Here is a 23,085-nt window from a genome sequence, read left to right on the forward strand (position 1 = left end):
CCTTTCTTACTTCTTCCACTCGTATAAAATTATTTTATTATAAACAGGATCAAATAACGGGTTAGAACGAAAGACGGCAACTTCTTCTACCTGTCCTTTTATATCGATTCCTTGTTTTTGAAACCCTTCAATTAAATGATTCGTAACGTATATTGTATCATCCTTATGATATTTTTTATCTTGTAAAAAATAGTCATATGTGTAAAAGCGTTTATGTTCATATGGCACATGCAAATATTCCATAATCCGTGTCTCTTCCCATGTATATACGATGAACGGCTGCTGTTTTTCTTGTAAATACGACGCCAACTGATACGTTGCAGGTACAGCTTCTTTTTGTTCTTGCATAAGCGGTATACTAATAACAAGTTGAAACGTTGCAAATAACAGCAATAAAATTCCGCTATGTCTTTTTAACCATGAAATAGCAAGTACGCACAGTACTATTGCTACAATTGGATAAGAGTGACGCGGTTTATCAATATTTTGTCCAAGTAAATTCCACACAAAATATACAATGCCAAGCGCGATTAATAATTTCGGATAGCAACGTATGTTCTTCCATTGTAAAACAAATAGAAGCAAAAAGAAAAGAAAGAAACTTGTAAGAACATACGAATGGACACCTATCCCTGCAAATCCAATATTCTCGGAAAGCAAACGAAACAGACGTGATATAAGCGGCTCACTCGTTTCTGTAACAGCACCGCCCCATTCTGTAAAATGACCTTCTACAAATCCAAACGAAATTTTCCATAGTCCCTCTACACCGCCGATATTCCAAATAAGTGCTCCAATCCATACAAGCTGAGAAAGAACAGCTGTACAGCATATGATAATAAATCGCCATTTTTCTTCATGCCACTGCTGCCATACTAGTACAATAAGCGCGATTCCAAACGGTGCATATGATACACGTATTCCCATCAATACCGCGAAGAAAATGACTGGCCAAAATTGAGCTCGAAATTCATTCGTGCGAAATGCACGCTCTACACTCCACAAATACCACCATAGCACTGCTAATGCTGCTCCCTCTGACATTGGCTGTGTTACTAAAATGGAAAAATAACCGCTCGTTTGCAGTGCAGCTACAACAATAAGAGCACTCGGTTTACTTACATAATGACGTGCCATCCAATACATTGGAAAAGCCGCAGTCAGTGCCATAATCGCATTAAAAATCCCTAACGATTGCACAGGACTTTCTATAAAAAGGTGCGTCATCATTCCCCCTAAAATAAAAAACGGATAACCCGGGAAATGAGGTTGCATCGCTAATATATCATATTGTTTTAGCGCAAGCGAAAAGTCTACTTCATCCCACGAGGCAGCAAACGGACTTGCATAAAAAAAACGAATAACAATCGCACTTGAAAACAGAATAATTGCCCATATACGTAATACTCGGTTCATCTTATTTCCTTTCTGCAAAAAAAGCACAAGGAATATTCCTTGTACTTTTAGCTTACTGATTTATTTGCTTCGACTTCAGTTTTCTTTTTTTTAACAGGTTTTTTAAAAACAATTAACATATAAAGGACAACAAAATAACCGATATATGCAAGGATTTCTTCAAGTGATGGCATCGAAGAATATCCTAAAAATGCTTTTAAGAAAATACCGATATCACCGGAAAGAAGCGGCGCAATACCGTGATCACGCAAATAATGATCATAGTCAATCGGATGCTCTGGAAGCAGCCACGTAATATCGTATACGTGCGGCATCACACTGCCAAGTATTTTTAAATCTTGAAGTATGGAAATACCTTGTACAAGAAGTCCCGCTGCAATGAAGACAATAAATACTCCCGTTACTCTAAAGAATACTTTTAGTGAAATACGCATCGTTCCTTTAAAGAAAAAGTAGCTGACAAGAACTGCAACAAGAACTCCTGTAATTGCTCCCCACCCTTGCATTGCTGCTTCAATATTTCCGCCTGTAATCGCAGCAAAGAAGAACACTGTTTCAACGCCTTCTCGTAGCACAACAAGAAAGGAGTGTACGACCATTCCAATTACGTTTCCAGTTGTAATATAATGACTCATTTTACTTTCCATAGTGCCTTTTATATTTTTGCTATGTTCTGCCATCCAAAATACCATTTGTGTAAGCAAAATAACGGAAATGAACATAATCGATATCTTTAAATACATCTCACTTCCCATTGCGGCAAAGCCAGTAAACACAACTTGGAAGACAAGAGCAACAATATAACTTGCTACAACCGCAAGGCCTGCTCCTAACCAAACGTATTTCACAAACTGCTTATTATCCGTACGCTTTAAATACGTAGTAATAATCCCAACAATGAGCAATGCTTCTAATACTTCACGAAATGTAATAAGAAATGCCTGTAATTGCATCGCTCTTCCTCCTCATTCTTACTTACGTTTTCGCATTGCGTATACAATAACTCCAACAAGTATAAGTACTATAACAACAAGTGGAGCCCAGTTTTTCAATTTGCTTAAATCTGTCCATTCTGTTTTGCCTGCGCTTTTTGAAGCTTCTTCTTTTCCGCTCGCATCAAAATGGCCAACTCTGAAATCTTTAATTTTAAATTCTTTTTGTAAACTTGTTAAAATAACATCTTTACTTTTTTTGAAAGCATCTTGATTTGCTTCCTTTTGTCCTACTCCAAATAAGCCTGGATTTCCAAGTGATTCTAATGCTTTGTTAAATTCATCTTTTAAAATTGTATCTAACTCTTTATTATGCTGTGCAACAACTGGTGATAACGCTTCATATGTTGCAAATGCTTTTGCTAATAAACGTTTACTTGTATCATAATCTTTAAATTGTTCATCAACATTTGTTAAACGACGATTAATATTAAGAGCAAGAATTTTTTGCATATCAGCAATAAGATCTTCTTTATTTTTCTTATCAAAATCGTTCATAATTGCTTTAGTTGGTTCTTTTCCCATGTGCTGATCAATTTCTGTCTGCACATTTTCATATGCTTTCTTTGCTTCTGTAAAGTTTGGCGGATTTTCATCTAACTTCGCGACCATTTGCTTATATGCCTCTGCAACCTTTTCCTCGTTCGGATTTCCGTACGAATAAGCAAATGCACTTGTATGTATCGAGAATAGTAAAAAAACACCAACAAATAATGAAGTAATTATTTTTTTCATAAACGTTCCTCCTAAAGAGATGATAATAATTATCACTTTCAATGTCAAGAAAAGAAATACTCACTATGAGCATTTCTTTTCTCTTGCTAATACATGCGCTTCATAATCAATTATAACTTTCTCTACCGGGCGTCTCATCTCTTTCCAAATTGCGGGAAAAACGCGCGTCATATACTTACGAAACGAAATAAACGACTCCCCTGTTTCACGCACTTTATACGTAATCGGTACTTCCTGAACTCGAAATCCTTTTCGCACTAAATTTAGTGTAATCACTTGTGCATAATTGTAATCATGCACAATTTCCCCGTGCTCCATCGCTTGCCGTGAAAAAGCACGCATCCCTGATTGACCATCACGAATCCATTTACGTAGCAATATACATTGCAGCATCGTAAAACAATAGTTTCCAAGCCGTCTATGCAGTTTCATACCGCTAATGGTACCGCGAAAACGTGATCCCATTGTATAATCTGCTTTTCCTTCCAAAATGGGCTGCAATATATTCGGAATTTCATCTGCTGGATATTCATCATCCGCATCAATCATCACACTAATATCAGCTCCCAGTCGATAGCTCTCCTTGAGGCCTGCTCGAACAGCTGCACCTAAACCGCCATTTTTTGCAAATGAAACGATATGATCTGCTCCTGCTTCTTTTGCAACTTCTACCGTTCTGTCTGTTGAACCGTCATCAATGATAAGAACTTCTACTGTTACACTCGGATGAAAATGACGCGGTACTTTTCGAATAACATGCGCAATGGATTCTTCTTCATTTAGGGCTGGTATAAATACAATCACTTTCATTACTTTTCCTGCTCCTTTAACGCTTCCACTAACACAGGACCACGGCTATGTGATGGATACGGTGCACCTAATAAATAAGCAAGTGTCGGTGCCATAGAAACGAGGCTTTTCTTCTCTTCTATTTTCACACCTTGTTTAATATGGGGACCGTACATAAAAAATGGCACAAAACGTTCTCCCTCATCTAAATGGCCATGACCGCCAATTCCATCTGCCTGTCCATGATCAGCACAAATGATAAACGTCGTATTCTCTGCTTTTCCTGTTTTCTCTAAATGCTCGATAAAATGTTTCACATGCTGGTCTGCTTCATAAATTTTTTGTAAATACTCATCATATAATACACCGCGGCTATGTCCCGTTTGATCTGTTGAAATGAGTTGTACAATAAAAAGATCTGGGTCTTGTTCATCCATAATTTGTTTCGCCTTCTCCATAATCTTTCCATCCACAACATCATTTTTCATCACAGCTGTAAATGTTTCTACATCTTCACCAAACGCATCGACTAAATGCGCAACGGCTAGCATTTTTCCTGTTTTGTCTATTTTCCGAAGCGAATCAAAAATACTTTCTACGTTCACACCGTGTTTCCAAACCATGTTCGATTTAATGCCATGCTCAAACGAATACGTCCCTGTAAACATAGAGGAGAAACATACAACAGTACGAGCTGGATACACCGTTTCCATGTTTAAAAACTCCGTCCCTTTTTTTCGAAGAGAATCTAAATACGGTGTATGCGCTGCTTCAAAACGATCTTTACGCATGCCGTCAATAACAATGACAACTACTTTTTCATTCAGTGCTTCTTTATTTTCAGGCATATTTTCCGTATAAGTTGGAATTGCTTTTGGCTGCCAATCAAATAAATTACGATGCAGGATAATTGTATATAGTGCAAGAGCACCATAAAACATAATAATTGTTTTCCAATCTACTGCACCTAGCGTACCGCCTTCTTGGAAGAAAAGATAATAATAATACCAAAGCGATAACAATAGTAAAAACTTTGGCATTTGCTCCTGGGCATTTCCACTTGTAGAATCACTGTTCTTTAACACGAGTTTCCAAAAACGTGTAAAGTTTAGCCAAGACGTTCCAATGCGCAAATGATAATATAACGTTCCCCAAAATAAGATTGTAAAGAAAAAATATAATCCTAATGCAAATAATAGTAACGGTATGTGTACCGTTTTAAAGACGATTAAATAGACAACGAACGGTAGCCATAAGTAATTTCGTAAAAACAATGGAAAATCAAACAAATAATATAAAACGAGTAGCGGAACAATGAATAAAAAACTACTAAAAAAGGCAGGAATAAAACCCGGTTGTCCAAACTGTGAAATAGAAAACAACAAAAATGTACCGAATACAAAAATCGGTGTAAATGGTTTCCCTTCATTTAGTAGGTTCCAACAGCGTGCCGCTACTTTTTCAAATTTTGACGCTTTCTTTACTTCTTCCAACGAATTTTTTCTCCCTTCTGACTGAAAAATGAGCGTAATTCCATCGGATATAATAGTAATAATATTACGCCCACACCATAAGAAAATATAAATTTAAAACCATGACTCATTAACGACCATTGGTAGGCATCAGATTGCATGGTTCCTACTGCTTGCAATGCTAATGTCATAACGGTCTCATACGTACCAATTCCGCCTGGTGTTAGTTGAAACACTTGTCCAGCAATGGTCACGCTATTTACCCAAACGGCTTGCACAAATGATAAAGGCTTAGCGATTTCATAAATTACAAATGCCTCGCAAATCCAGCTCAGCATAATAAGAAAGAGAATCATTCCGCCTTGTAGAGTAAATAGTGACTCTTTCAGTTGCTTCCACTGCTTTTCTGCAAATTGAGGTACTTTCTTATATAAGAGAAATAACATCACGCTTCCTATACATACACACGTTAGAATAACAGGAACATTAAGTAAAATACTTCTCCATAATAGTAACATACCCGCTGCCCCAAACAGACCGAGAATAAACAGATCTAGTATACGAAGTACAACGACAGATTGCGCCGCTTCTCCTAATGTTACTTTCTTCTCTTTTGTAATCGTCGCAATGCGAACAGCATCTCCTACTTTTAGCGGAGAAACATGATTAATAAATAAACTATACAACAGTCCATATAATGCCTCTTTCATCGTAATGCGATGATGAAGATATAATTTCCATGCATATGCACGAAATAAAAAAGCGATGCTGTACATCATAACGAGAAGCATAATTGTGTACGGCTGTCTCCATAAATCTTGAAGATGTTTCCATAATGAGGATACTTCAAACGATCGCCATGACAAAAGAAAAAAGATACATAGCAAAAAAACACCGCAAATATTAAACAATATCCGAATATTGTTTCGCCCACGCAACGGTTCGTTCCAACCCTTCTGCAAAAGATACACGCGGCCTATATCCAAGTTGTTCTTGCGCTTTTGAAATATCTGCCCACGTTGATGTTACGTCCCCTTTTCTATGCGCTTCTCTCCTTATACGCATAAACGGGAAATGTGTTTCTAACTGCGCGAGTAATTCTGTCATTAAAATAGGCGCGTTAGACCCCAGATTATATACATCACTATGATTTGATTGTAATGTAAGAGCGATTCCTTCTGTAATATCATCGATATACGTATAATCACGACCTGTACCTGTTCCGTACACAACAATTTCTTCCTCGTTTAATAATTTTCGAATGAAGCTTGCAATTGCCATATCCGGACGTCCCCACGGTCCATATACAGTAAAGAACCGTAAAATATTCATTTGAAATCCGTACATATATTGATACGCATGACAAAGAGATTCTGCTCCGTATTTGGATGCAGCATACGGTGAAAGAACACGACCGTTTGCCATTTCCTCTCGCAACGGCATCCCTGCCTGCTCTCCATATACAGAAGAAGACGATGCAAAAATAACATGCTTCACATTTTCTTCGCCGGCACATGTTAATACGTTGCTTGTCCCTTTTATATTAATATCAATGTAAGCACCTGGTATTTCAAGCGATGGTCTTACACCTGGAAAGCCGGCTAAATGAATCACCGCATCGATTTTCTCTTGCTGCATCACAGCTTTCACATCATCTTTTTGTAAAATATCACATTCATAAAATGGAACGTTCCCAACTTTTTGGACTTGTTCTAATTGAAAAAGTTTTCTAGACTTCGCATAATAAGAGTGAAAATTATCAAGAAGCACAACTTGTTTACCTTGCTCTAATAATTTCAACGCAAGGTGACTTCCGATAAAACCCGCTCCTCCAGTAATTAATACTTTCATTTCGTTCACCACCTTCTATCACCCTATGCAAAAGAAGAAACCTTGTCAAGGCAAGGTTTCTTCAAAAGAATATAGACGTTTCGGTTTTATTTCGCTGTTTCCACAACTTTATTTAACGTGGATTCAATTTGCGGCAATAACTTGTCTGCTTCTTCTTTCTTTTTCGCTTTTACTGCGTCTAAATAAGATTGTGCTGTTTTTGTTAACTCTGCTGTTTGCTGCTCGCCAAGCACCGTTTTTAAATCATTTTCAATCATGTTAATGAACAATGCACCTTCTAATGCTGTAACAGGACCTTTGTCTTTTCCGAAGTTTTCTTGGCTCTCTTTATACTCACCTAATGCAACTTTTGCGAATCCACGTACAAACGCTTTATTTACCGCTTTTGCATCAACTGTTTTTACATCTGTTTTTAAATCAAATTGCTTTAAGATAAATTCTGCTTCTTCAGGAGCTGCTTTTTTTACATATGGATAGACAGCTTGATAAAATGCCCATCCCTCAGCTTGCTCAACTTTAGCTTTTTTCTCATCTTTCTTTGCTTCTTCTACCATTTTTGTAGCATAACCGTGCGGCTCAGCGCCCGTTGCAAAGTAGAATGTTTTCATTAACGTTTTATCTACAACTTGCTTGCCTAGAGAAAACGCAAGTTTGTCGCCTTTATCAATTGCTGCGTTCATTTCATCAAAGCCGCCTTTAATCGTAGAAGCCATTTGTGTACCGTATGCCGTATCACGCTTTCCAACTGTACCTTCTACACCTTTATAAAACGCAAGCGCTTCTTCCATTTCTTTTTTCACATCATCTTTTCTGCCCCATTTTGTATCAATTTCTTTGAAATCATGGCGCATAGATTGGAAGAATTCTTTTTGCATTAATTTATCAAATAGTTGTCTTACAACCATTGGTTCCATTTCTTTCTTTTTCCCTGCTTCTAATGCTGCTGTAATTGTTGGATCAATTTGCTCACTAAATTCACCATCACGTTTTTGAACAAGAGATTGTAATTTTTCTTTATATAACTTTGTTACCTTATCAAAGTCAACCTCTTTGCCGTCTTTCGCTTTGTCAAGCTCCGCTATTCCATCTTTGTAAGCTTGTACAAAATCTGCTTCTTGTTGTTTTGTTTCTTCTTTTTTCGCAGTTTGTTCTGTCTTCTTCTCTTGTGCTTCAGACTTTTTCGTTTCCTCTTTCGCACAACCTGCAAAAAGTAAAGTTGTTACCGCTGCTGCAGATAATACTTTTAATTTTAACGTCATGGCTTACGTCCCCCTAAAACTCATTGATAGTGATTTTCATTATTGATAGCTTGATTATAAAAGTAGGGGTGACAAGTGTCAACAACATTTTTGTATCCGTTGTCTTATTTACACAAGGTAATTTTAACCAATATAAAAAGCCCAGCATCATCTGCTGGGCTTTGGGAATTAGAAGTGTTTAGATACTAATTCAGCTAACGCTTCTTTCGGCTTGTAACCTAATGCTTGATCAACCACTTTACCGTCTTTTAATACGAAAAGAGCTGGGATGCTCATTACTTCGAATTTACGAGCTGTTTCTTGGTTTTCATCCACATCTACTTTTACTACCTTTACTTTATCGCCTAACTCTGCATCGATTTCTTCTAATACAGGAGCAATCATTTTACAAGGGCCGCACCAAGGTGCCCAAAAATCTACTAATACAAGACCTTCGCTTGCTTCAGCTGCGAAAGTTTGGTCAGTTACGTTTACAATTGCCATATTATTTCCTCCTTTATAAACTTTCTAACCAAAGTATATCATTATCTTATATACGTGGCGAATAATATGTATCGTTAAGTATTTTAACAAATAAATCGACCTTTATACTAGAGAATTTTCTTCTGAGTGAAAAAGCGAGAAGCAGGGGACCTCTCGCTTTTCCTTATTTATATAGGGGTAATTACTTACTAGGAACTCATTATCCGCAACTTAAGAATGTACTTTTAACTTTTTAAATTCTTCTGTTAGAAGCGGTAATACTTCAAATAAGTCACCAACGATGCCATAGTCAGCTACTTTAAAAATATTCGCTTCCGGATCTTTGTTAATTGCTACGATAATCTTTGAGTTAGACATACCAGCTAAATGCTGAATCGCACCAGAAATACCACATGCAATATATAAATCTGGCGTTACAACTTTACCTGTTTGCCCAATTTGCAGTGAATAATCGCAATACTCTGCATCACAAGCTCCGCGAGACGCACCGACTGCTCCGCCAAGCACATCTGCTAATTCTTTTAACGGCTTGAAACCATCTTCACTTTTCACACCACGTCCGCCTGCAATAATTACTTTTGCTTCGGAAAGGTCTACGCCTTCTGCTGTTTTACGGACAACTTCTTTAATCACTGTACGTAAATCTTTTACATCGACTGTCATAGAGGAAACATCGCCTGTACGCGCTTCATCTTTTTCAAGCGGTGCAATGTTATTTGGACGAATTGTCGCAAATAAGACACCATCTGTTACAACCTTCTGCTCAAATGCTTTACCAGAATAAATTGGACGTGTGAACACAACATTACCACCAGCCACTTCTAACGCTGTCACGTCAGAAACAAGGCCTGCCTCTAATTTCGCTGCAAGTTTTGGTGATAAATCCTTTCCTAATGCCGTATGTCCAAAAACAATTCCTTCTGGTTTTTCTTCTTCATACACCGCTAGAAATGCTTGCGCATATCCATCAGACGTATACGAAGCTAATTTATCGCTTTCAACTGTCACAACGCGATCTGCACCGTAAGAAATGAGTTCTTGTGCAAATGAAGCGACGCTTTCACCTAATAAAAGACCGACCACTTCTCCGCCTTCTGCAATTGTTTTTGCGGCTGCTACTGCCTCAAATGAAACGTTACGTAAAGAACCGTCACGAACTTCTCCCATTACTAATACTTTACGAGCCATATGTTTTCCCTCCTGTATATCCTAGTATTTTTTAAACTACTTTCGCTTCTGTATGCAATAACGATACAAGTTCTTTTACTTGATCTTGCAGTTCGCCTTGTAACACTTTTCCAGCATCTTTCTTAGGAGGTAAATAGATTTCAATCGTTTTTGTTTTCGCTTCTACATCATCTTCATCTAAATCTAAGTCATCTAGTTCTAAAGTTTCTAGCGGCTTTTTCTTCGCTTTCATAATACCTGGAAGCGATGGATAACGCGGTTCATTTAAACCTTGCTGTGCTGTTGCTAAAAGAGGTAACGATGTTTCAATTACTTCTGTATCCCCTTCTACATCACGCTCGATTTTCACGTTTGTACCGTCAATTTCAAGTTTTGTAATTGTTGTTACATATGGGATATTCAGCGCTTCCGCTACACGTGGTCCAACTTGTCCAGATGCACCATCAATCGCTACGTTACCAGCTAAAATTAAGTCAACATCCTTCTCTTTTAAGTACTCAGCAAGCACTTTTGCTGTTGTATATTGATCGCCATTTTCAACATCATCTTCAATGTTGATCAATACCGCTTTATCACAGCCCATCGCTAATGCCGTACGAAGTTCTTTTTCACTATCTTCACCGCCAACAGTAACGACTGTAACTTCACCGCCATGTGCATCTCTTACTTGAATTGCTTCTTCAATCGCATATTCATCGTAAGGGTTGATGATGAATTCTGCTTCGCCATCGTAAATTGCACCGTTTTTAATTGTGATTTTTTCTTCTGTATCAAATGTTCGTTTCATGAGTACGTAGATGTTCATTCTATTTACCCCCTTGTTTTTTAAGGAAAATTTGGTTAATTATAATATTCTGTTAATTTATATTAAAAAAATAGAGAACTACCTGCCACTAAAAGAAGGTTTACGTTTTTCTAAAAACGCTGCTACACCTTCTCTTCCATCTGCGCTTGTGAACACTTCACCAAATATCTGCGCCTCACGTTGTACTCCTTCATAATAATGAGAAGACTTCGTTGTTTGGAGAAGTTCTAATACAGCACGGACAGATGCTGCGCTTTTTCCAGCAATCTTTTTCGCTACCTTCAGCGCCTCTTCTAACAATACTTTTTCAGGGAATGCCCGGTTTGCAAGCCCAATCTCAGCTGCTTCCACACCTGAAATCGGATCGCTTGTTAACATCATTTCACAAGCTTTCGCTTTCCCAACATAACGCGGTAAGCGCTGCGTCCCCGCAAATCCTGGGATCAATCCTAGCGTTAGCTCTGGCAAACCGATTTTTGCAGTTTCACTTACAAAGCGCATATGGCAAGACATCGCAAATTCTAATCCACCGCCAAGCGCTGCGCCGTGAATCGCCGCAATAATTGGCTTTGTAAATTTTTCAACACGTTCAAATATCACTTGTCCATGTTGCGACAATTTTGTTGCCTCTTTTGCTTCTTCAACAGAAGTGAACTCTTTAATATCCGCTCCTGCTGAGAAAAAGCGGCCTTCCCCATGAACAAGGACAACGCGCACATTCTCATCCGCTTCCACTGCATCAAGCAGTTCACCAACTTCACTAATAACTTGTGAAGACATCGCATTTGCTGGCGGATGATTAATCTTTACAATTGCTATATAATCCTCCACCGTTACAGATAGGAAATTCAAATGTACTCCCTCCCCATTAATTGCGGTAACCACAAGCTGCTACTAATAGCTCATGCACCGTTTTCGAAATTGCGACCAAATCATATTTATGATCGCTCATTACCCAGTTGGTGACAACTTCATCTACTGTTCCGAAAATCATTTGTCTTGCCACGCGGACATTTAAATCCGTACGAAATTCTCCTTGCCTGATGCCAGTTTCTAAAATTTCATCAATGACTTGCAAGTACCCTTTCAGCACTTCATTAATTTTGAAGCGTAAGTCTTGGTTGGATTGGCGAAGTTCTAGTTGCGTAACGATAGCAAGAGAATCATTTTGCGAAAGTAAAGAGAAGTGTGTTTCTACCAACATAAATAACTTCTCTACAGCGCTTTCGATTCCTGCTGTTTTTTGCCGAATTGTTTCGATAAATTCTCCCATCTTCTCCTGAAATAAGGATATTAATATATCTTCTTTATTTTTGAAATATAAATATATCGTTCCATCGGCAACACCAGCTTGTTTTGCTATTTTGGAAACTTGGGCTTGGTGGTATCCATTTTCTGCGATGACAATCACCGCTGCATCAATAATTTGATTATATTTAGGTCGATTCTTTTTCACAGTACTATCCCCTTCAAGAAGATGACTGAATGATGATTCATTCACATTTCAATAATACTGACTATTTTAAATATTGTCAATGCTATTCACTCAAAAAAAGAAAGGGCATTAGCCCGTTTGCTCATCACCTTGCTTTTGCAATTCTTCCTCAACAAGCACACGACGCAAAATCTTACCAACAGTTGTTTTCGGTAATTCTTTTCGAAACTCATATACTCTCGGCACCTTATACGCTGCTAAATATTTGCGAGCAAACGCATTTAACTCTTTTTCTGAACATGTTACACCATCTTTCACAACAACGAACGCTTTTACCGTTTCACCGCGATACGGATCAGGCACACCAAGAACAATCACTTCTTGCACCTTTTCATGCTCATATAATACTTCTTCTACTTCACGCGGATATACGTTAAATCCACTTGCCACTATCATATCTTTCTTCCGATCTTTCACATAAAAGAAGCCGTTTTCATCCATATATCCGACATCACCTGTATACAGCCATCCATCTTTCAGCACCGCTGCTGTTTCCTCCGGCTTATTCCAGTAGCCTTTCATCACTTGCGGGCCTTTCACAACAATTTCGCCAACCTCACCTACCGGCAGCGGTTCACCTGTTTCTAGTGACAGAATACGCGCATCTGTACTTGGCCACGGCACACCAATACTTCCAGGCACTCGCTTTGTCCATAAAAAATTACCATGTGTAACTGGGGACGATTCTGTTAAACCGTATCCTTCTACAAGCTTTCCACCTGTCACACTTTCAAACTGTTCTTGCACTTCAACTGGAAGAGCAGCTGATCCACTAATACATGCACTAATAGAAGAAACATCATATTTATGAAGCTCAGGATAGTTTAATAGCGCAATATAAATAGTCGGGGCTCCAGGAAATAATGTAACGCGATGTTTTTTAATCGCCTCTAATACCATTTTAATATCAAATTTCGGAACAAGAACCATTTTATATGCTTGCATAATCGATAAATTCATAACAGCTGTCATCCCGTATACATGAAAAAACGGCAATACACCGAGAAGAACCTCTTCACCTGCCCTGCAATTATAAAGCCAATGCATTCCCATCCTTGTATTGGACACGAGATTTTTATGAGTAAGCATAACGCCCTTTGGAAATCCTGTCGTCCCGCCTGTATATTGCAGGAGAGCCAAATCTTCTTCTGGATCACACGGCACATCTACCGCTGCATCCTCTGCACGTTCAATAGACTTCCAAACGTGAATATTCTCACTTTCTTTTACATGAACAACGAGGTTCGTTTGCTTCTTTTGTACAAATGGATACAATAAATTTTTCGGAAATGGTAAATAATCTGCGATGCGTGTAACAATGACATGCTCAATATTCGTTGAGGACTGAACATTGCTGACTTTCGGAAACACTATATCGAGGCAAAGAATAATTTTCGCGCCTGAATCATGAAGTTGGTATTCAAGCTCTCTTTCTGTATAAAGCGGATTCGTTTGCACGACAACACCGCCAGCTAATAGTGTTCCGTAATAACCGATAACACCTTGCGGGCAGTTTGGCAGCATAATCGCAACTCGGTCCCCTTTTTCCAACCCAAGTTTACGAAGATAATTAGCAAATTGCCTGACTTTACGATCTAACTCTGCATACGTAATATCTTTCCCTAGAAAATGAAGCGCTTTCTTTTCTGGATATTGTGAAGCAGCTTCCTGCAAATACATATGAAGAGGCTTCATATCAAAGGAAATCGTGTGCGGAATTTCCTTTGGATAACTTTGCAGCCATGGTTTTTCCACTTTTAACTCCCCCTTCTCTACTTTTTAAAAGCATATCTCCCCCGTTTTAACGGCACGCCCGTTCTAGCATAAATGAATGTGTATTCATGTTGCTTATTTTCATTATAGTATAGGGATCGCCTTGTTACAATTATAATATTCAGACTATTACAAACCTATTACCACCCTACAAATATTCTCCAACATACAAGTGTAATAACTCCCGTTAATAACGAAAATGTAACTCAAAATTATTGGTGATGAATTCATTTTTGTTAATAAAGACAAGGACAAACAAAAAAGAAGACTTTCTTAACAAAAGTCTTCTCTCTTTATCAATTATTCTTTCTTCAAATTAATCTCAATATCTTTTCCATTCTCATCTTTCAAAATCACTTTGAGATCTCCTACTTCATCAAAAGAAGTAATATCAAATGTTTTTACCTTAATGAGCTTCCCATTATTTAAAGCTTTTGAATATCCCTTCCGTGTTGATTAGTGTGCTTTTCCTTTATGATCAACTAACGTAATACTATCAATTGTCTTGAATATTTGTTTTCTCTTTTCAACATCCTCTACAGAATCAAATTCAAACGTGATATTCATCCCTGTTGGCAACAATTCAGCAGAAGAAATTTTTAACGATTCCAGTTTTTGTTGAGGAACATATTTGATATCAATTGCCTCAATAAAGGCTTCTTCATCACCCTTTTGCGCTCGCTTTAAGAGTAACTCCATATAGCTGCTCCTTTAAAAGATTTATATACGTATATATTTTTGTACGCCTATTAGACTATATAGAGATTCAAATGGTTGCATTTTATAGAATTTTTTTCAAATACTATATAAAGCCATTTTAATTTTTCGACATATAAGTCGCTGCTATGCAGAATACAACATGACCGCTTCTATGCGGCCAGTTGCTCTCGTCCCCCTTAAAAGAAAGGGGTTTTTATGTCGTTTTTTAATTTATATATAACTCCTTCTATACATATATCTTTCTGTAACTCTAATAAAAATCTCTCGTAAATTTAAATACTAGAAGGAAACTACAAAACTTTCACGAATTTACCATTTGAATCTAACCATAGGAGGTCTTTCTATGTTCCAAACTGTAGAAGGTTTTTTAAAGGCGTGGAAATACGAAGCAGATTCAACCCAAAGAGTATTAGATATGCTAACTGATGAATCACTGACACAAGAAATTACACCGGATAACTGGACGTTAGGACGCATTGCGTGGCATATTGTGACAGCTATTCCTGTCATAACATCAAGAACAGGTTTAAAATTCGAAGGAGAAACGAAAGATTACCCCGTTCCAACTTCAGCACAATATATCGCGGACAGCTATCGTCAAATGAATGAAGCATTTACTAAAGCATTACAGACACAATGGACAGATCAAGATTTAGCGAAAATAAATGATTTCTTCGGAAAACCAATGCCAAATTCAATCTTTTTAATGACTGTCATTAATCATCAAAACCACCACCGCGGGCAAATGACAGTCCTCATGCGCCAAGCGGGATTAAAAGTTCCTGGTATTTACGGACCGGCGAAAGAAGAGTGGGCTCTAGCTGGAATGGAAGCTCCGAAGATGTAATATTTGCTTACGAAATAAAAACGAGGTTCCTCTTTTTTGAGGAACCTCATTTTTATTTATCATTCTACAAGAACAAAACAAATTTCTTTGCTATCATTTATAATGGATGTAAATGAATATTGGAGCTGAAACACATGGATTATATAAGTTATTTACGAAATATGGTTGGACATGAAAAAGTAATTATGGTGGTCGCAGGTTGTTTTGTATTGAATGAAAAGAATGAAGTGCTTCTGCAATTACGGTCTGATAACGGCAAGTGGGGACAGCCTGGCGGATTTATGGAATTTGGCGAGACAGTTGAAGATACAGCAAGGAGAGAAGTGTTTGAAGAAACTGGTTTACAATTAGGTAAGCTTGAATTCTTTAATGTGTATTCTGGAAAGAAATACGAAAGAACGCTATCTAACGGTGATCAAGTTGCCTTAGTGAAGTTAGTTTATATTTGTAGAGATTTTCAAGGAACATTACATACTGATAACGAAGAAAGCTTACAGCTACAATTTTTCCCCTTAGATAACTTGCCTGAACTATGGCAAAATCAACAAGAAGTTTTTGATGATTTGTTGGAACTTATGAAAATAAAGAATTAATTTTTCCTATCAAGTAGACAAAAGACCTATATGGTTACGAAATCACCTGAGTTCGATATTCAATCGAACTCAGGTGATTTCGCTTTTCTTAGAATTGTGACCGCCAGTTATCATTACCTATGTTAAAAGCATTCTAATTCCAGCTATAACTATGTCTAGTACCCCTATCACGATTAACAGTAAATAAAACTTCTGCTCTGGATTTCTGTAATATAAGACTCCCCCTATTAAAAGCGCTATAAGCCCACCTACTAAATTAAGTACAAGTAAATCCATAATCATCCCCCCTAAATAGATTTTCGACATATAAGTCGATGCTATGAAAAATACAGCATGACCACAACTTACTTTCTTCCTTTGTTTTAAACCTCGCATGTGGCAAAAAAGGGCCCTGACCGCTTCTACACGCGGCCAGATGCTCTCATCTTCCTCTAAACAAAGGGGGTTTATATTACTCTTTTAACTTGTATATATATCTTTTATTTGTAAAGCTAAATCGCATCCTCTTTCTCAATGTCTCTAATTGCCAAGTAGGCAATTAGAATTCCAACAGCTGCAAGGGCGAACTGAATGGGAATAGTCATGACCATTGAGAACCCTGGATTATAAGAACAAGCAAATGAAACGACAAACAATGATGATACAATTGTGACAGGAACAGAATACTTACGCATCCCGAAATATAGTGGAATTAAACTTGTACCTGCAGCAGCGATTGCAAATGGAATCATATTAATGGTCTGCTTCATCCAGTCAGTAAAAGTGATAGAGTATGATATAAACGAAAAATATCCATGTAAAAAAAAGACAGCACCTGTAACAACTATGTTAGATAACAAAATTGTTATACATGTGAGTATAGCTACAATACATAATTTACTAGCAATGAGTTTCTTCCGCTTGACCGGATAAGAGAACATAAGTATGATTGTCTTATTTTTATATTCTTCAATAACTAATTGCGCAAGTAATACTGCTGCAAACACAATAAATGTTGCCCGCACCATTGCCCCTATCAATAAAAAAGCCTCCTCAGCATTCGTCATAATTACATCATTTTCCACTTCCTGGATATAGTTCATGGAAATGAATACGGCCGTAATGATGATGTTAGCAAGAAACGCTCCTTTTACATACCAGCCAATTCTAAACTTTTTCATTTCTAGCTTCGTGAGATGTAGCATAATGGCCTCCCCCTAGTTCACCTATTTTACTTAAACAAATCCACTTGCTCTATTTTTCTGACCGTCATATATGCAACCACTAGTCCAACACAAGCTAATATAATTGGAATCAAAATAATATCGTATAAGGAATAATGGCCCCCTAAGCTCGATGTTAGTAGGGACATAATAATAACCGCAGATACAATCGTTGTCCGCACTGAATACTTTTTCATGCCAAAATATAAAGGAATTAAGCTAATTCCAGTTGCTGCGATCGCGTTCATCAATAATTTGGATGCATTTTGTAAAAGAATTGTCATCGTTAACGGCTCTGTTATGACTGAATAATATACATTTACTACATAAAGGAGACTAAAGATTACAATGTCAGAAATGACAATCGAAAGAAATGTAAAGATCATAATAATGAACAATTTTGCAATCATCATTTTTTTCCGATTGATCGGATACATAAACATGACTGTCATTGTCTTTTCTGTAAATTCTTGAATAATAAATTTAGCAATTAAACTTGCCCCAAATATCATAAAAGTTGCTTTTACAAAAACATCAATATATCGAAAAACCTCATCATAACTTTTAAATTCTCCATCAAGCATGGCTAATGCAATAACCCCTGAAATGACAAGAATTGCAATGAAGGATCCTTTCATGACTGGCCATAGTTTAAATTTCATAAGTTCGAGTCTCATTAAATTAAGCATGGATCCCTTCTCCATTCATAAGATTTAAGAAGTACTCTTCCAATGAACTATTCTTTTTATTGATACTCTCAATTGCTATATCATTCATAATCAATGTTTTCGAAATAGTTTGTTGCGTTGCTGACATGTCATAAATGCGAATTATATTTTCACCCATAATTTTATAATTTGTCAGACGTAGTTTATTTTCTAACAGATAAGCTGCTCGTTTCGTATCTTGAACAGTGATTTCAATATACTCCGTTTGTTGTCCATTAATGCTTTTCATCGAAACTTCTTTTATTAGCTTTCCATTTTGAATGACACCGATTGTATCTGCCATTTGTTCCATTTCAGCTAAAATGTGGCTGGACACTAACAGCGTAATTCCATATTCTTTACAAAGCATTTTAAATAATTCTCGTAATTCTTTAATGCCGATTGGATCTAAACCGTTGATTGGTTCATCTAAAATTAACAACTCTGGTTTTGTTGTAATCGCTCTAGCAATCCCTAGTCGCTGTTTCATCCCAAGTGAAAAATCTTTTACTTGCTTATCATCAACATTGTGTAAATTTACAAGGTCTAACGCTCGGTCAATTGCTTTCTTGTCATAGAACCCCATATATTCGCAGTGTAAATACAAATTCTCTCTAGCTGTTAGTTTTTCATAAAAGATTGGATATTCAATAATTGTCCCCATTCGCTTTAACACTTCATATGATGTATCTGTTAATTTCTCACCGAAAATCTCAATCTCACCGCTCGTCGGTTTGATTAAATTTGTGATCATTTTCATAATCGTTGTTTTACCAGCACCATTTGGTCCTAAAAATCCATATATTTCACCTTGTTTCACATGCATATTTACGTTAGAAATAACTTCTTTACCGTGAAACACTTTTGTTAATTGATTCGTTTTCAATACGTACGTCATTTTTCATTCCCCTTTCGCTCCCGCTCTATATTTATATAATAAGAAATGAAGTTCTCTTTTTTCTTACCTATTCCTTACAAATTTCTTAAGTTAAAAAAGCTTGTAGAATTTTTCTTTCTACAAGCTAAAAATTGATTCTTCTTAACATAACCGTAAACACAGTTTTCTCATAGGGTGTACTAGACAGATGAATTTCTCCCCCTAATGCTTCTACAAGCCGCTTCGTAATCGTAAGTCCAAGTCCACTACCTTGATACAACCGATTTCGTGAATCTTCTAATGTGTACATACGTTCAAATACTTTATCGATATGAGATTCAGAGATTCCTTTTCCTTTATCCCATATGTCCACGTATACAAATTGATCATCACTTCGCAGTGTAATCCCTAATGTTTTTCCGTCTCCCCCGTAGGCAATCGCGTTTGAAATTAAGTTATTCATAATTCTTCCGATAATTTCTGTATTCCCGTGCGCATAGATCGGTGTTTCCGGTATATCGATATGAACGTCAAATCCTTGCGTTGTTAACAAATCATAAAATGACAGCATATGTTCCTGACAAATTTCATTCATATAAATCCGCGTCATTGCAATATCTTTATCACCGGATTCTAGTTTGGCAAGATCGAAAAATTTATGTATAAGATCTAGCACTTCTAACGTTTTCGTATGAACTTTTTCTAGTAATACCTTCCGCTCTTCTTCACTTATCGTTTCATCTACATTTAAAATTTCCACATAGCCAAGAATAACAGTCAGCGGCGTCTTTAAATCATGTGAAATGTTAGAAAGCATCTTTCTCATGGAGATTTCTAGTTTTGAATGCTTAGCAATTGTTGTTTTCTTTTCATCTAACAAATAATTAATCGTCACTAATAATGACTTCAATTCTTTATCATCTGTAACAACTAATAAATTTTCACTCGTTTGCTTTTCTAGAATCATCTGCAGTTTTTCATATATATAACGTAAATTCGCACTTCGATTTTTTCTTGTGCGATATTGAAAATAAATCACACCAAGTAATAGAAAAATAATTGCCGTTAAAAATATAACCATTCTATAGCACTTCCAGCTTATAACCGATGCCCCATAATGTCTTAATGTACTGTGGCTGAGATGGATCGTCCTCAATTTTTTCTCGCAATCTTCTCATATGGACATTAATGACATTCTCATCACCGTAATATTCTTCATTCCAAATTAAGCTATAAATTTGCGCTTTCGTAAACACACGATTTTGATTGGTCGCAAATAACTTTAAAAGCTCAAACTCTTTCGATGTAAGTTTAATAGCTTCGTTGTTTTTCTGGACAGTAAAATTAGCCGTATCAACCTTCAAATTCCCAACTACAATCATGTCATCTTGTTTTTGCTGCGGAGCGGAATACGTAGTCGACCGGCGAATTCCAGCCTTCACCCGTGCAGATAACTCAATCATAGAAAACGGCTTACAAATATAATCATCTGCGCCAAGCCCAAGCCCTAATGCTTTATCCAAATCCGTATCTTTTGCGGACATAATTAAAATCGGAACAGAACTCTTTTTCCGAATCATATTCATCACTTCTAAGCCATCCATTTTAGGCATCATAATATCAAGAATAACTAAATCAAACTGATCTTGTGAAAATTTAGCAAGCCCTTCCTCTCCATCCGAAGCTACTGCTACAACAAACCCCTCTTTCGTTAAATACCCATTCACCATTTCTTGAATAGATAAATCATCTTCTACTAATAAAATTTTATGTTGCACACCATCACCCGTTTTCTTGAAAATTTATAATTATATTGTAATATGGTGGTTGAATTTGGTAAATAAAATATACGGAGTGAATCACATATAAATATAACCATGTTCCTATCATTCTTTTTTAGATGGACGAGAGCATCTAAAAAAAGAGGGACGTCGTTTTTTAAAATTGATGTATATAAAAATCCTCTTAAAACTTCTTATATTGTTATAGTGCAGCTTCATTTCTTCCCTCAACAATGATATGATGGAGTTCACTATAAATGTTTACAATTCACTGTATATAAAAGGAGATTTCATATGTCAGAAAATAAAAAAGTAAGCCTAGCTGATTTAATGCGTGAGCAACTTGCGAAGAAAAAGCAAGGAAATGAAAATGGAGCCAATGCGAAAAATCAAAGTCAAGCAACGAAGAAGCTACAAAATCAGCAAACGAAGAAACCGAACAATCAACGCAGACGCACAGGTGTATAAATGAACGGACAAAAGCGCGCAAATATATCACCTGGTCTCGAAGTTGATATTGTACTAAAGCAAGATCAGCGTACGGGGAAATTAACGAGAGGGATTGTGAAAGACATTTTGACAAACTCACCTTCTCATCCACATGGCATTAAAGTACGTCTACAAGACGGACAAGTTGGTAGAGTACAGCACATTGTGTAATAAGAAAAGGAGCTGATAGGAAAATGGGCTTTTGTCAGCTCCCTCTAGAGTACCCTTCGCATCGAATATTGTCGAAGGGTCTTTATCTTGTGTCGAATCGCCGATATATTCTGAAAAACGGTCGATATATTGCAAAAAGCGCCGATATATCGAAAGTAGCAGTCGATATATCCGTGGACTTCTTATTTTATTTTTTTAATGAACACTACCTTTAAATAATCACCTTCAGGAAACTGCGAAATCGTCCGGAAGTCCTCTGGCAGTGAATGTTCTTCTAATACTTTATACTTACCATTCATTTCTTTAAACGCTGTATCAATGAAGCCTTTAAACTTTTTCATACCGAAAGCACTGCAATTTGTTGAAGCTACAATAATACCGTTATTTTCTGTAATGGCAATTGCTTCTTTTAATAAGTTTTTATAATCTTTCGCAGCGCTAAATGTATATTTTTTTGAACGTGCAAAGCTTGGTGGATCTAAAATGACCATATCAAACTTCAGCGCTTTTTTTACTGCATATTTGAAATAGTGAAATACGTCTTCTACGATAATATCTTGCGCTTCGTAATCAACGCTGTTTACACTAAATTGCTCAATTGTTTTACTTAAGCTGCGGTTCGCAAGGTCTACACTTGTCGTCTTTGCCGCCCCGCCAAGTGCTGCAAAGACAGAAAACGCCCCTGTGTAAGAGAACATATTCAGGACTGTCTTGCCATTTGCATATTTATCGCGAATTTGCTTTCTAACATTACGTTGATCTAAAAATACACCGACCATGGCTCCGTCGTTTAAATATACCGCAAAGTTGACACCATTCTCTTTAACGATAATTGGAAACTCTCCGCGTTCCCCTGTTACGAAATCGTCTTCTTCAATATATTGACCTTTCGTATCAAAGCGCTTTTTCTGATAAATTGCTTTAAATGTAGTCACATTCTGTAAGGACTGGATAATCTCTTTACTAAATCGATAAATCCCCTCGCTGTACCAACTAATCACGTAATACCCATCATAATAATCAATGATTAAGCCGCCGATTCCATCACCTTCACCGTTGAACAAGCGAAATGCTGTTGTATCTGAATCCTCATAAAAGTTTTGACGTTTACTTAAAGCGGATTTAATCTTCTTTTCAAAGAAAGCTTGGTCGATTTGTTCTTGTTCTTTTCTTGTCAGGATCCAGCCATATCCTTTATTTTGCTTTCCATAATATCCTGTACCAATAAACTTATTTTTGTCATCTACAAGTTTTACGATTGTACCTTCTACATTCACATCATGTAAATTTATAATTGCTTCTTTTGAAATAAGTGGATAGCCACTTTTTAATTCGTTTACGTATTTCGTCTTAACCTTTAAAATAACTTCTGTTTTCATTACCTATCCTACCTTTCCATTCCAATGCTTTCTAGCTGTTAAGAAAGGCCCTATACGAAGT

General features: G+C 36.9%; 26 protein-coding genes. 4 read left to right on the top strand and 22 right to left on the bottom strand.

Annotated features, from left to right (window positions below):
* Positions 1-6: 6 nt before the first annotated feature.
* The 15 genes from BM350_RS05490 to BM350_RS27420 all read right to left on the bottom strand — a co-directional run bounded on the left by BM350_RS05490 (position 7) and on the right by BM350_RS27420 (position 14,957).
* Positions 7-1,416: a glycosyltransferase family 39 protein gene (locus BM350_RS05490; protein ID WP_090916526.1), complete on the bottom strand. Its 1,410-nt coding sequence runs from the start codon at positions 1,414-1,416 to the stop codon at positions 7-9.
* A gap of 47 nt (positions 1,417-1,463) precedes the next feature.
* Positions 1,464-2,369 carry an FTR1 family iron permease gene (locus BM350_RS05495; RefSeq protein WP_090916510.1) on the bottom strand — a complete coding sequence of 302 codons (906 nt, stop codon included), beginning with the start codon at positions 2,367-2,369 and terminating at the stop codon, positions 1,464-1,466.
* 18 nt (positions 2,370-2,387) lie between these two features.
* Complete coding sequence (locus BM350_RS05500) at positions 2,388-3,143, bottom strand: hypothetical protein (RefSeq protein ID WP_090916507.1); 756 nt, start codon at positions 3,141-3,143, stop codon at positions 2,388-2,390.
* Between the two features lie 63 nt (positions 3,144-3,206).
* The gene (locus BM350_RS05505) at positions 3,207-3,953 is read right to left on the bottom strand and encodes a glycosyltransferase family 2 protein (protein ID WP_090916505.1); all 747 of its coding nucleotides are present in this window, start codon (positions 3,951-3,953) and stop codon (positions 3,207-3,209) included.
* Positions 3,953-5,425 (bottom strand): alkaline phosphatase family protein, encoded by a 1,473-nt coding sequence (locus BM350_RS05510; RefSeq protein WP_139207681.1) that lies wholly within the window; start codon positions 5,423-5,425, stop codon positions 3,953-3,955. The genes BM350_RS05505 and BM350_RS05510 overlap by 1 nt, the downstream gene beginning before the upstream one ends.
* On the bottom strand, positions 5,413-6,291 hold the full coding sequence (locus BM350_RS05515) for a lysylphosphatidylglycerol synthase transmembrane domain-containing protein (protein WP_090916524.1): 879 nt from the start codon (positions 6,289-6,291) through the stop codon (positions 5,413-5,415). Before BM350_RS05515 ends, BM350_RS05510 begins: the two co-directional genes overlap by 13 nt.
* Positions 6,292-6,307: 16 nt before the next feature.
* Entirely contained in the window at positions 6,308-7,255 is a 948-nt protein-coding gene (locus tag BM350_RS05520; protein WP_090916503.1) for an SDR family NAD(P)-dependent oxidoreductase, read from the bottom strand.
* An 86-nt stretch (positions 7,256-7,341) separates the two neighbouring features.
* Positions 7,342-8,514 (bottom strand): hypothetical protein, encoded by a 1,173-nt coding sequence (locus BM350_RS05525; protein WP_090916501.1) that lies wholly within the window; start codon positions 8,512-8,514, stop codon positions 7,342-7,344.
* 168 nt (positions 8,515-8,682) lie between these two features.
* Positions 8,683-8,997, bottom strand: coding sequence for a thioredoxin (gene trxA / locus BM350_RS05530; protein ID WP_090916499.1), 315 nt, complete (start codon positions 8,995-8,997; stop codon positions 8,683-8,685).
* Positions 8,998-9,207: 210 nt separating this feature from the next.
* Positions 9,208-10,185 carry an electron transfer flavoprotein subunit alpha/FixB family protein gene (locus tag BM350_RS05535; RefSeq protein ID WP_090916497.1) on the bottom strand — a complete coding sequence of 326 codons (978 nt, stop codon included), beginning with the start codon at positions 10,183-10,185 and terminating at the stop codon, positions 9,208-9,210.
* Between the two features lie 31 nt (positions 10,186-10,216).
* Positions 10,217-10,990 (bottom strand): electron transfer flavoprotein subunit beta, encoded by a 774-nt coding sequence (etfB, locus tag BM350_RS05540; RefSeq protein WP_090916495.1) that lies wholly within the window; start codon positions 10,988-10,990, stop codon positions 10,217-10,219.
* Positions 10,991-11,068: 78 nt separating this feature from the next.
* Positions 11,069-11,842 carry an enoyl-CoA hydratase gene (locus BM350_RS05545; RefSeq protein WP_090916493.1) on the bottom strand — a complete coding sequence of 258 codons (774 nt, stop codon included), beginning with the start codon at positions 11,840-11,842 and terminating at the stop codon, positions 11,069-11,071.
* A 16-nt stretch (positions 11,843-11,858) separates the two neighbouring features.
* The gene (locus tag BM350_RS05550; RefSeq protein ID WP_090916491.1) at positions 11,859-12,491 is read right to left on the bottom strand and encodes a TetR/AcrR family transcriptional regulator; all 633 of its coding nucleotides are present in this window, start codon (positions 12,489-12,491) and stop codon (positions 11,859-11,861) included.
* A 63-nt stretch (positions 12,492-12,554) separates the two neighbouring features.
* Positions 12,555-14,240 carry a long-chain-fatty-acid--CoA ligase gene (locus BM350_RS05555; protein WP_090916489.1) on the bottom strand — a complete coding sequence of 562 codons (1,686 nt, stop codon included), beginning with the start codon at positions 14,238-14,240 and terminating at the stop codon, positions 12,555-12,557.
* A 474-nt stretch (positions 14,241-14,714) separates the two neighbouring features.
* The gene (locus tag BM350_RS27420) at positions 14,715-14,957 is read right to left on the bottom strand and encodes a hypothetical protein (RefSeq protein ID WP_244547936.1); all 243 of its coding nucleotides are present in this window, start codon (positions 14,955-14,957) and stop codon (positions 14,715-14,717) included.
* 364 nt (positions 14,958-15,321) lie between these two features.
* On the opposite strand from BM350_RS27420, the gene BM350_RS05565 reads away from it, so the two are divergent.
* On the top strand, positions 15,322-15,825 hold the full coding sequence (locus BM350_RS05565) for a DinB family protein (RefSeq protein ID WP_090916487.1): 504 nt from the start codon (positions 15,322-15,324) through the stop codon (positions 15,823-15,825).
* Between the two features lie 134 nt (positions 15,826-15,959).
* Positions 15,960-16,418 carry an NUDIX hydrolase gene (locus BM350_RS05570; protein ID WP_090916485.1) on the top strand — a complete coding sequence of 153 codons (459 nt, stop codon included), beginning with the start codon at positions 15,960-15,962 and terminating at the stop codon, positions 16,416-16,418.
* 117 nt (positions 16,419-16,535) lie between these two features.
* Here BM350_RS05570 and BM350_RS26795 read toward each other — a convergent pair whose 3' ends face one another.
* The 6 genes from BM350_RS26795 to BM350_RS05600 all read right to left on the bottom strand — a co-directional run bounded on the left by BM350_RS26795 (position 16,536) and on the right by BM350_RS05600 (position 20,982).
* Positions 16,536-16,694 carry a hypothetical protein gene (locus BM350_RS26795; protein WP_090916484.1) on the bottom strand — a complete coding sequence of 53 codons (159 nt, stop codon included), beginning with the start codon at positions 16,692-16,694 and terminating at the stop codon, positions 16,536-16,538.
* Positions 16,695-16,909: 215 nt separating this feature from the next.
* Entirely contained in the window at positions 16,910-17,602 is a 693-nt protein-coding gene (locus BM350_RS05580) for an ABC transporter permease (RefSeq protein ID WP_090916482.1), read from the bottom strand.
* A gap of 26 nt (positions 17,603-17,628) precedes the next feature.
* Positions 17,629-18,309, bottom strand: a complete 681-nt coding sequence (locus BM350_RS05585; RefSeq protein WP_090916480.1) for an ABC transporter permease — start codon at positions 18,307-18,309, stop codon at positions 17,629-17,631.
* Complete coding sequence (locus BM350_RS05590) at positions 18,302-19,225, bottom strand: ABC transporter ATP-binding protein (RefSeq protein WP_090916478.1); 924 nt, start codon at positions 19,223-19,225, stop codon at positions 18,302-18,304. Before BM350_RS05590 ends, BM350_RS05585 begins: the two co-directional genes overlap by 8 nt.
* A 124-nt stretch (positions 19,226-19,349) precedes the next feature.
* Entirely contained in the window at positions 19,350-20,285 is a 936-nt protein-coding gene (locus BM350_RS05595; RefSeq protein WP_090916476.1) for a HAMP domain-containing histidine kinase, read from the bottom strand.
* A 1-nt stretch (position 20,286) separates the two neighbouring features.
* The gene (locus BM350_RS05600) at positions 20,287-20,982 is read right to left on the bottom strand and encodes a response regulator transcription factor (protein WP_090916474.1); all 696 of its coding nucleotides are present in this window, start codon (positions 20,980-20,982) and stop codon (positions 20,287-20,289) included.
* Positions 20,983-21,279: 297 nt separating this feature from the next.
* Here BM350_RS05600 and BM350_RS26800 point away from each other — a divergent pair, with 297 nt between their 5' ends.
* Positions 21,280-21,453 (top strand): hypothetical protein, encoded by a 174-nt coding sequence (locus tag BM350_RS26800; RefSeq protein WP_090916472.1) that lies wholly within the window; start codon positions 21,280-21,282, stop codon positions 21,451-21,453.
* Entirely contained in the window at positions 21,454-21,645 is a 192-nt protein-coding gene (locus tag BM350_RS05610; RefSeq protein WP_020060052.1) for a YwbE family protein, read from the top strand. It begins immediately after the preceding gene.
* 182 nt (positions 21,646-21,827) lie between these two features.
* Here BM350_RS05610 and BM350_RS05615 read toward each other — a convergent pair whose 3' ends face one another.
* On the bottom strand, positions 21,828-23,024 hold the full coding sequence (locus tag BM350_RS05615; protein WP_090916470.1) for a class I SAM-dependent rRNA methyltransferase: 1,197 nt from the start codon (positions 23,022-23,024) through the stop codon (positions 21,828-21,830).
* Between the last annotated feature and the right edge of the window lie 61 nt (positions 23,025-23,085).

Origin of the sequence: Bacillus sp. 103mf (assembly GCF_900116295.1) — a bacterium.
Lineage (GTDB): Bacteria > Bacillota > Bacilli > Bacillales > Bacillaceae_G > Bacillus_A > Bacillus_A bruguierae.

What these genes read in the sequence shown, in the direction of transcription:
- BM350_RS05490 (WP_090916526.1), bottom strand. Translation starts at nt 1,416, where the DNA reads ATGAACCGAGTATTACGTATATGGGCAATTATTCTGTTTTCAAGTGCG.
- BM350_RS05495 (WP_090916510.1), bottom strand. Translation starts at nt 2,369, where the DNA reads ATGCAATTACAGGCATTTCTTATTACATTTCGTGAAGTATTAGAAGCA.
- BM350_RS05500 (WP_090916507.1), bottom strand. Translation starts at nt 3,143, where the DNA reads ATGAAAAAAATAATTACTTCATTATTTGTTGGTGTTTTTTTACTATTC.
- BM350_RS05505 (WP_090916505.1), bottom strand. Translation starts at nt 3,953, where the DNA reads ATGAAAGTGATTGTATTTATACCAGCCCTAAATGAAGAAGAATCCATT.
- BM350_RS05520 (WP_090916503.1), bottom strand. Translation starts at nt 7,255, where the DNA reads ATGAAAGTATTAATTACTGGAGGAGCGGGTTTTATCGGAAGTCACCTT.
- BM350_RS05525 (WP_090916501.1), bottom strand. Translation starts at nt 8,514, where the DNA reads ATGACGTTAAAATTAAAAGTATTATCTGCAGCAGCGGTAACAACTTTA.
- trxA (WP_090916499.1), bottom strand. Translation starts at nt 8,997, where the DNA reads ATGGCAATTGTAAACGTAACTGACCAAACTTTCGCAGCTGAAGCAAGC.
- BM350_RS05535 (WP_090916497.1), bottom strand. Translation starts at nt 10,185, where the DNA reads ATGGCTCGTAAAGTATTAGTAATGGGAGAAGTTCGTGACGGTTCTTTA.
- etfB (WP_090916495.1), bottom strand. Translation starts at nt 10,990, where the DNA reads ATGAACATCTACGTACTCATGAAACGAACATTTGATACAGAAGAAAAA.
- BM350_RS27420 (WP_244547936.1), bottom strand. Translation starts at nt 14,957, where the DNA reads ATGGAGTTACTCTTAAAGCGAGCGCAAAAGGGTGATGAAGAAGCCTTT.
- BM350_RS05565 (WP_090916487.1), top strand. Translation starts at nt 15,322, where the DNA reads ATGTTCCAAACTGTAGAAGGTTTTTTAAAGGCGTGGAAATACGAAGCA.
- BM350_RS05570 (WP_090916485.1), top strand. Translation starts at nt 15,960, where the DNA reads ATGGATTATATAAGTTATTTACGAAATATGGTTGGACATGAAAAAGTA.
- BM350_RS26795 (WP_090916484.1), bottom strand. Translation starts at nt 16,694, where the DNA reads ATGGATTTACTTGTACTTAATTTAGTAGGTGGGCTTATAGCGCTTTTA.
- BM350_RS05580 (WP_090916482.1), bottom strand. Translation starts at nt 17,602, where the DNA reads ATGCTACATCTCACGAAGCTAGAAATGAAAAAGTTTAGAATTGGCTGG.
- BM350_RS05585 (WP_090916480.1), bottom strand. Translation starts at nt 18,309, where the DNA reads ATGCTTAATTTAATGAGACTCGAACTTATGAAATTTAAACTATGGCCA.
- BM350_RS05590 (WP_090916478.1), bottom strand. Translation starts at nt 19,225, where the DNA reads ATGACGTACGTATTGAAAACGAATCAATTAACAAAAGTGTTTCACGGT.
- BM350_RS05595 (WP_090916476.1), bottom strand. Translation starts at nt 20,285, where the DNA reads ATGGTTATATTTTTAACGGCAATTATTTTTCTATTACTTGGTGTGATT.
- BM350_RS26800 (WP_090916472.1), top strand. Translation starts at nt 21,280, where the DNA reads ATGTCAGAAAATAAAAAAGTAAGCCTAGCTGATTTAATGCGTGAGCAA.
- BM350_RS05610 (WP_020060052.1), top strand. Translation starts at nt 21,454, where the DNA reads ATGAACGGACAAAAGCGCGCAAATATATCACCTGGTCTCGAAGTTGAT.
- BM350_RS05615 (WP_090916470.1), bottom strand. Translation starts at nt 23,024, where the DNA reads ATGAAAACAGAAGTTATTTTAAAGGTTAAGACGAAATACGTAAACGAA.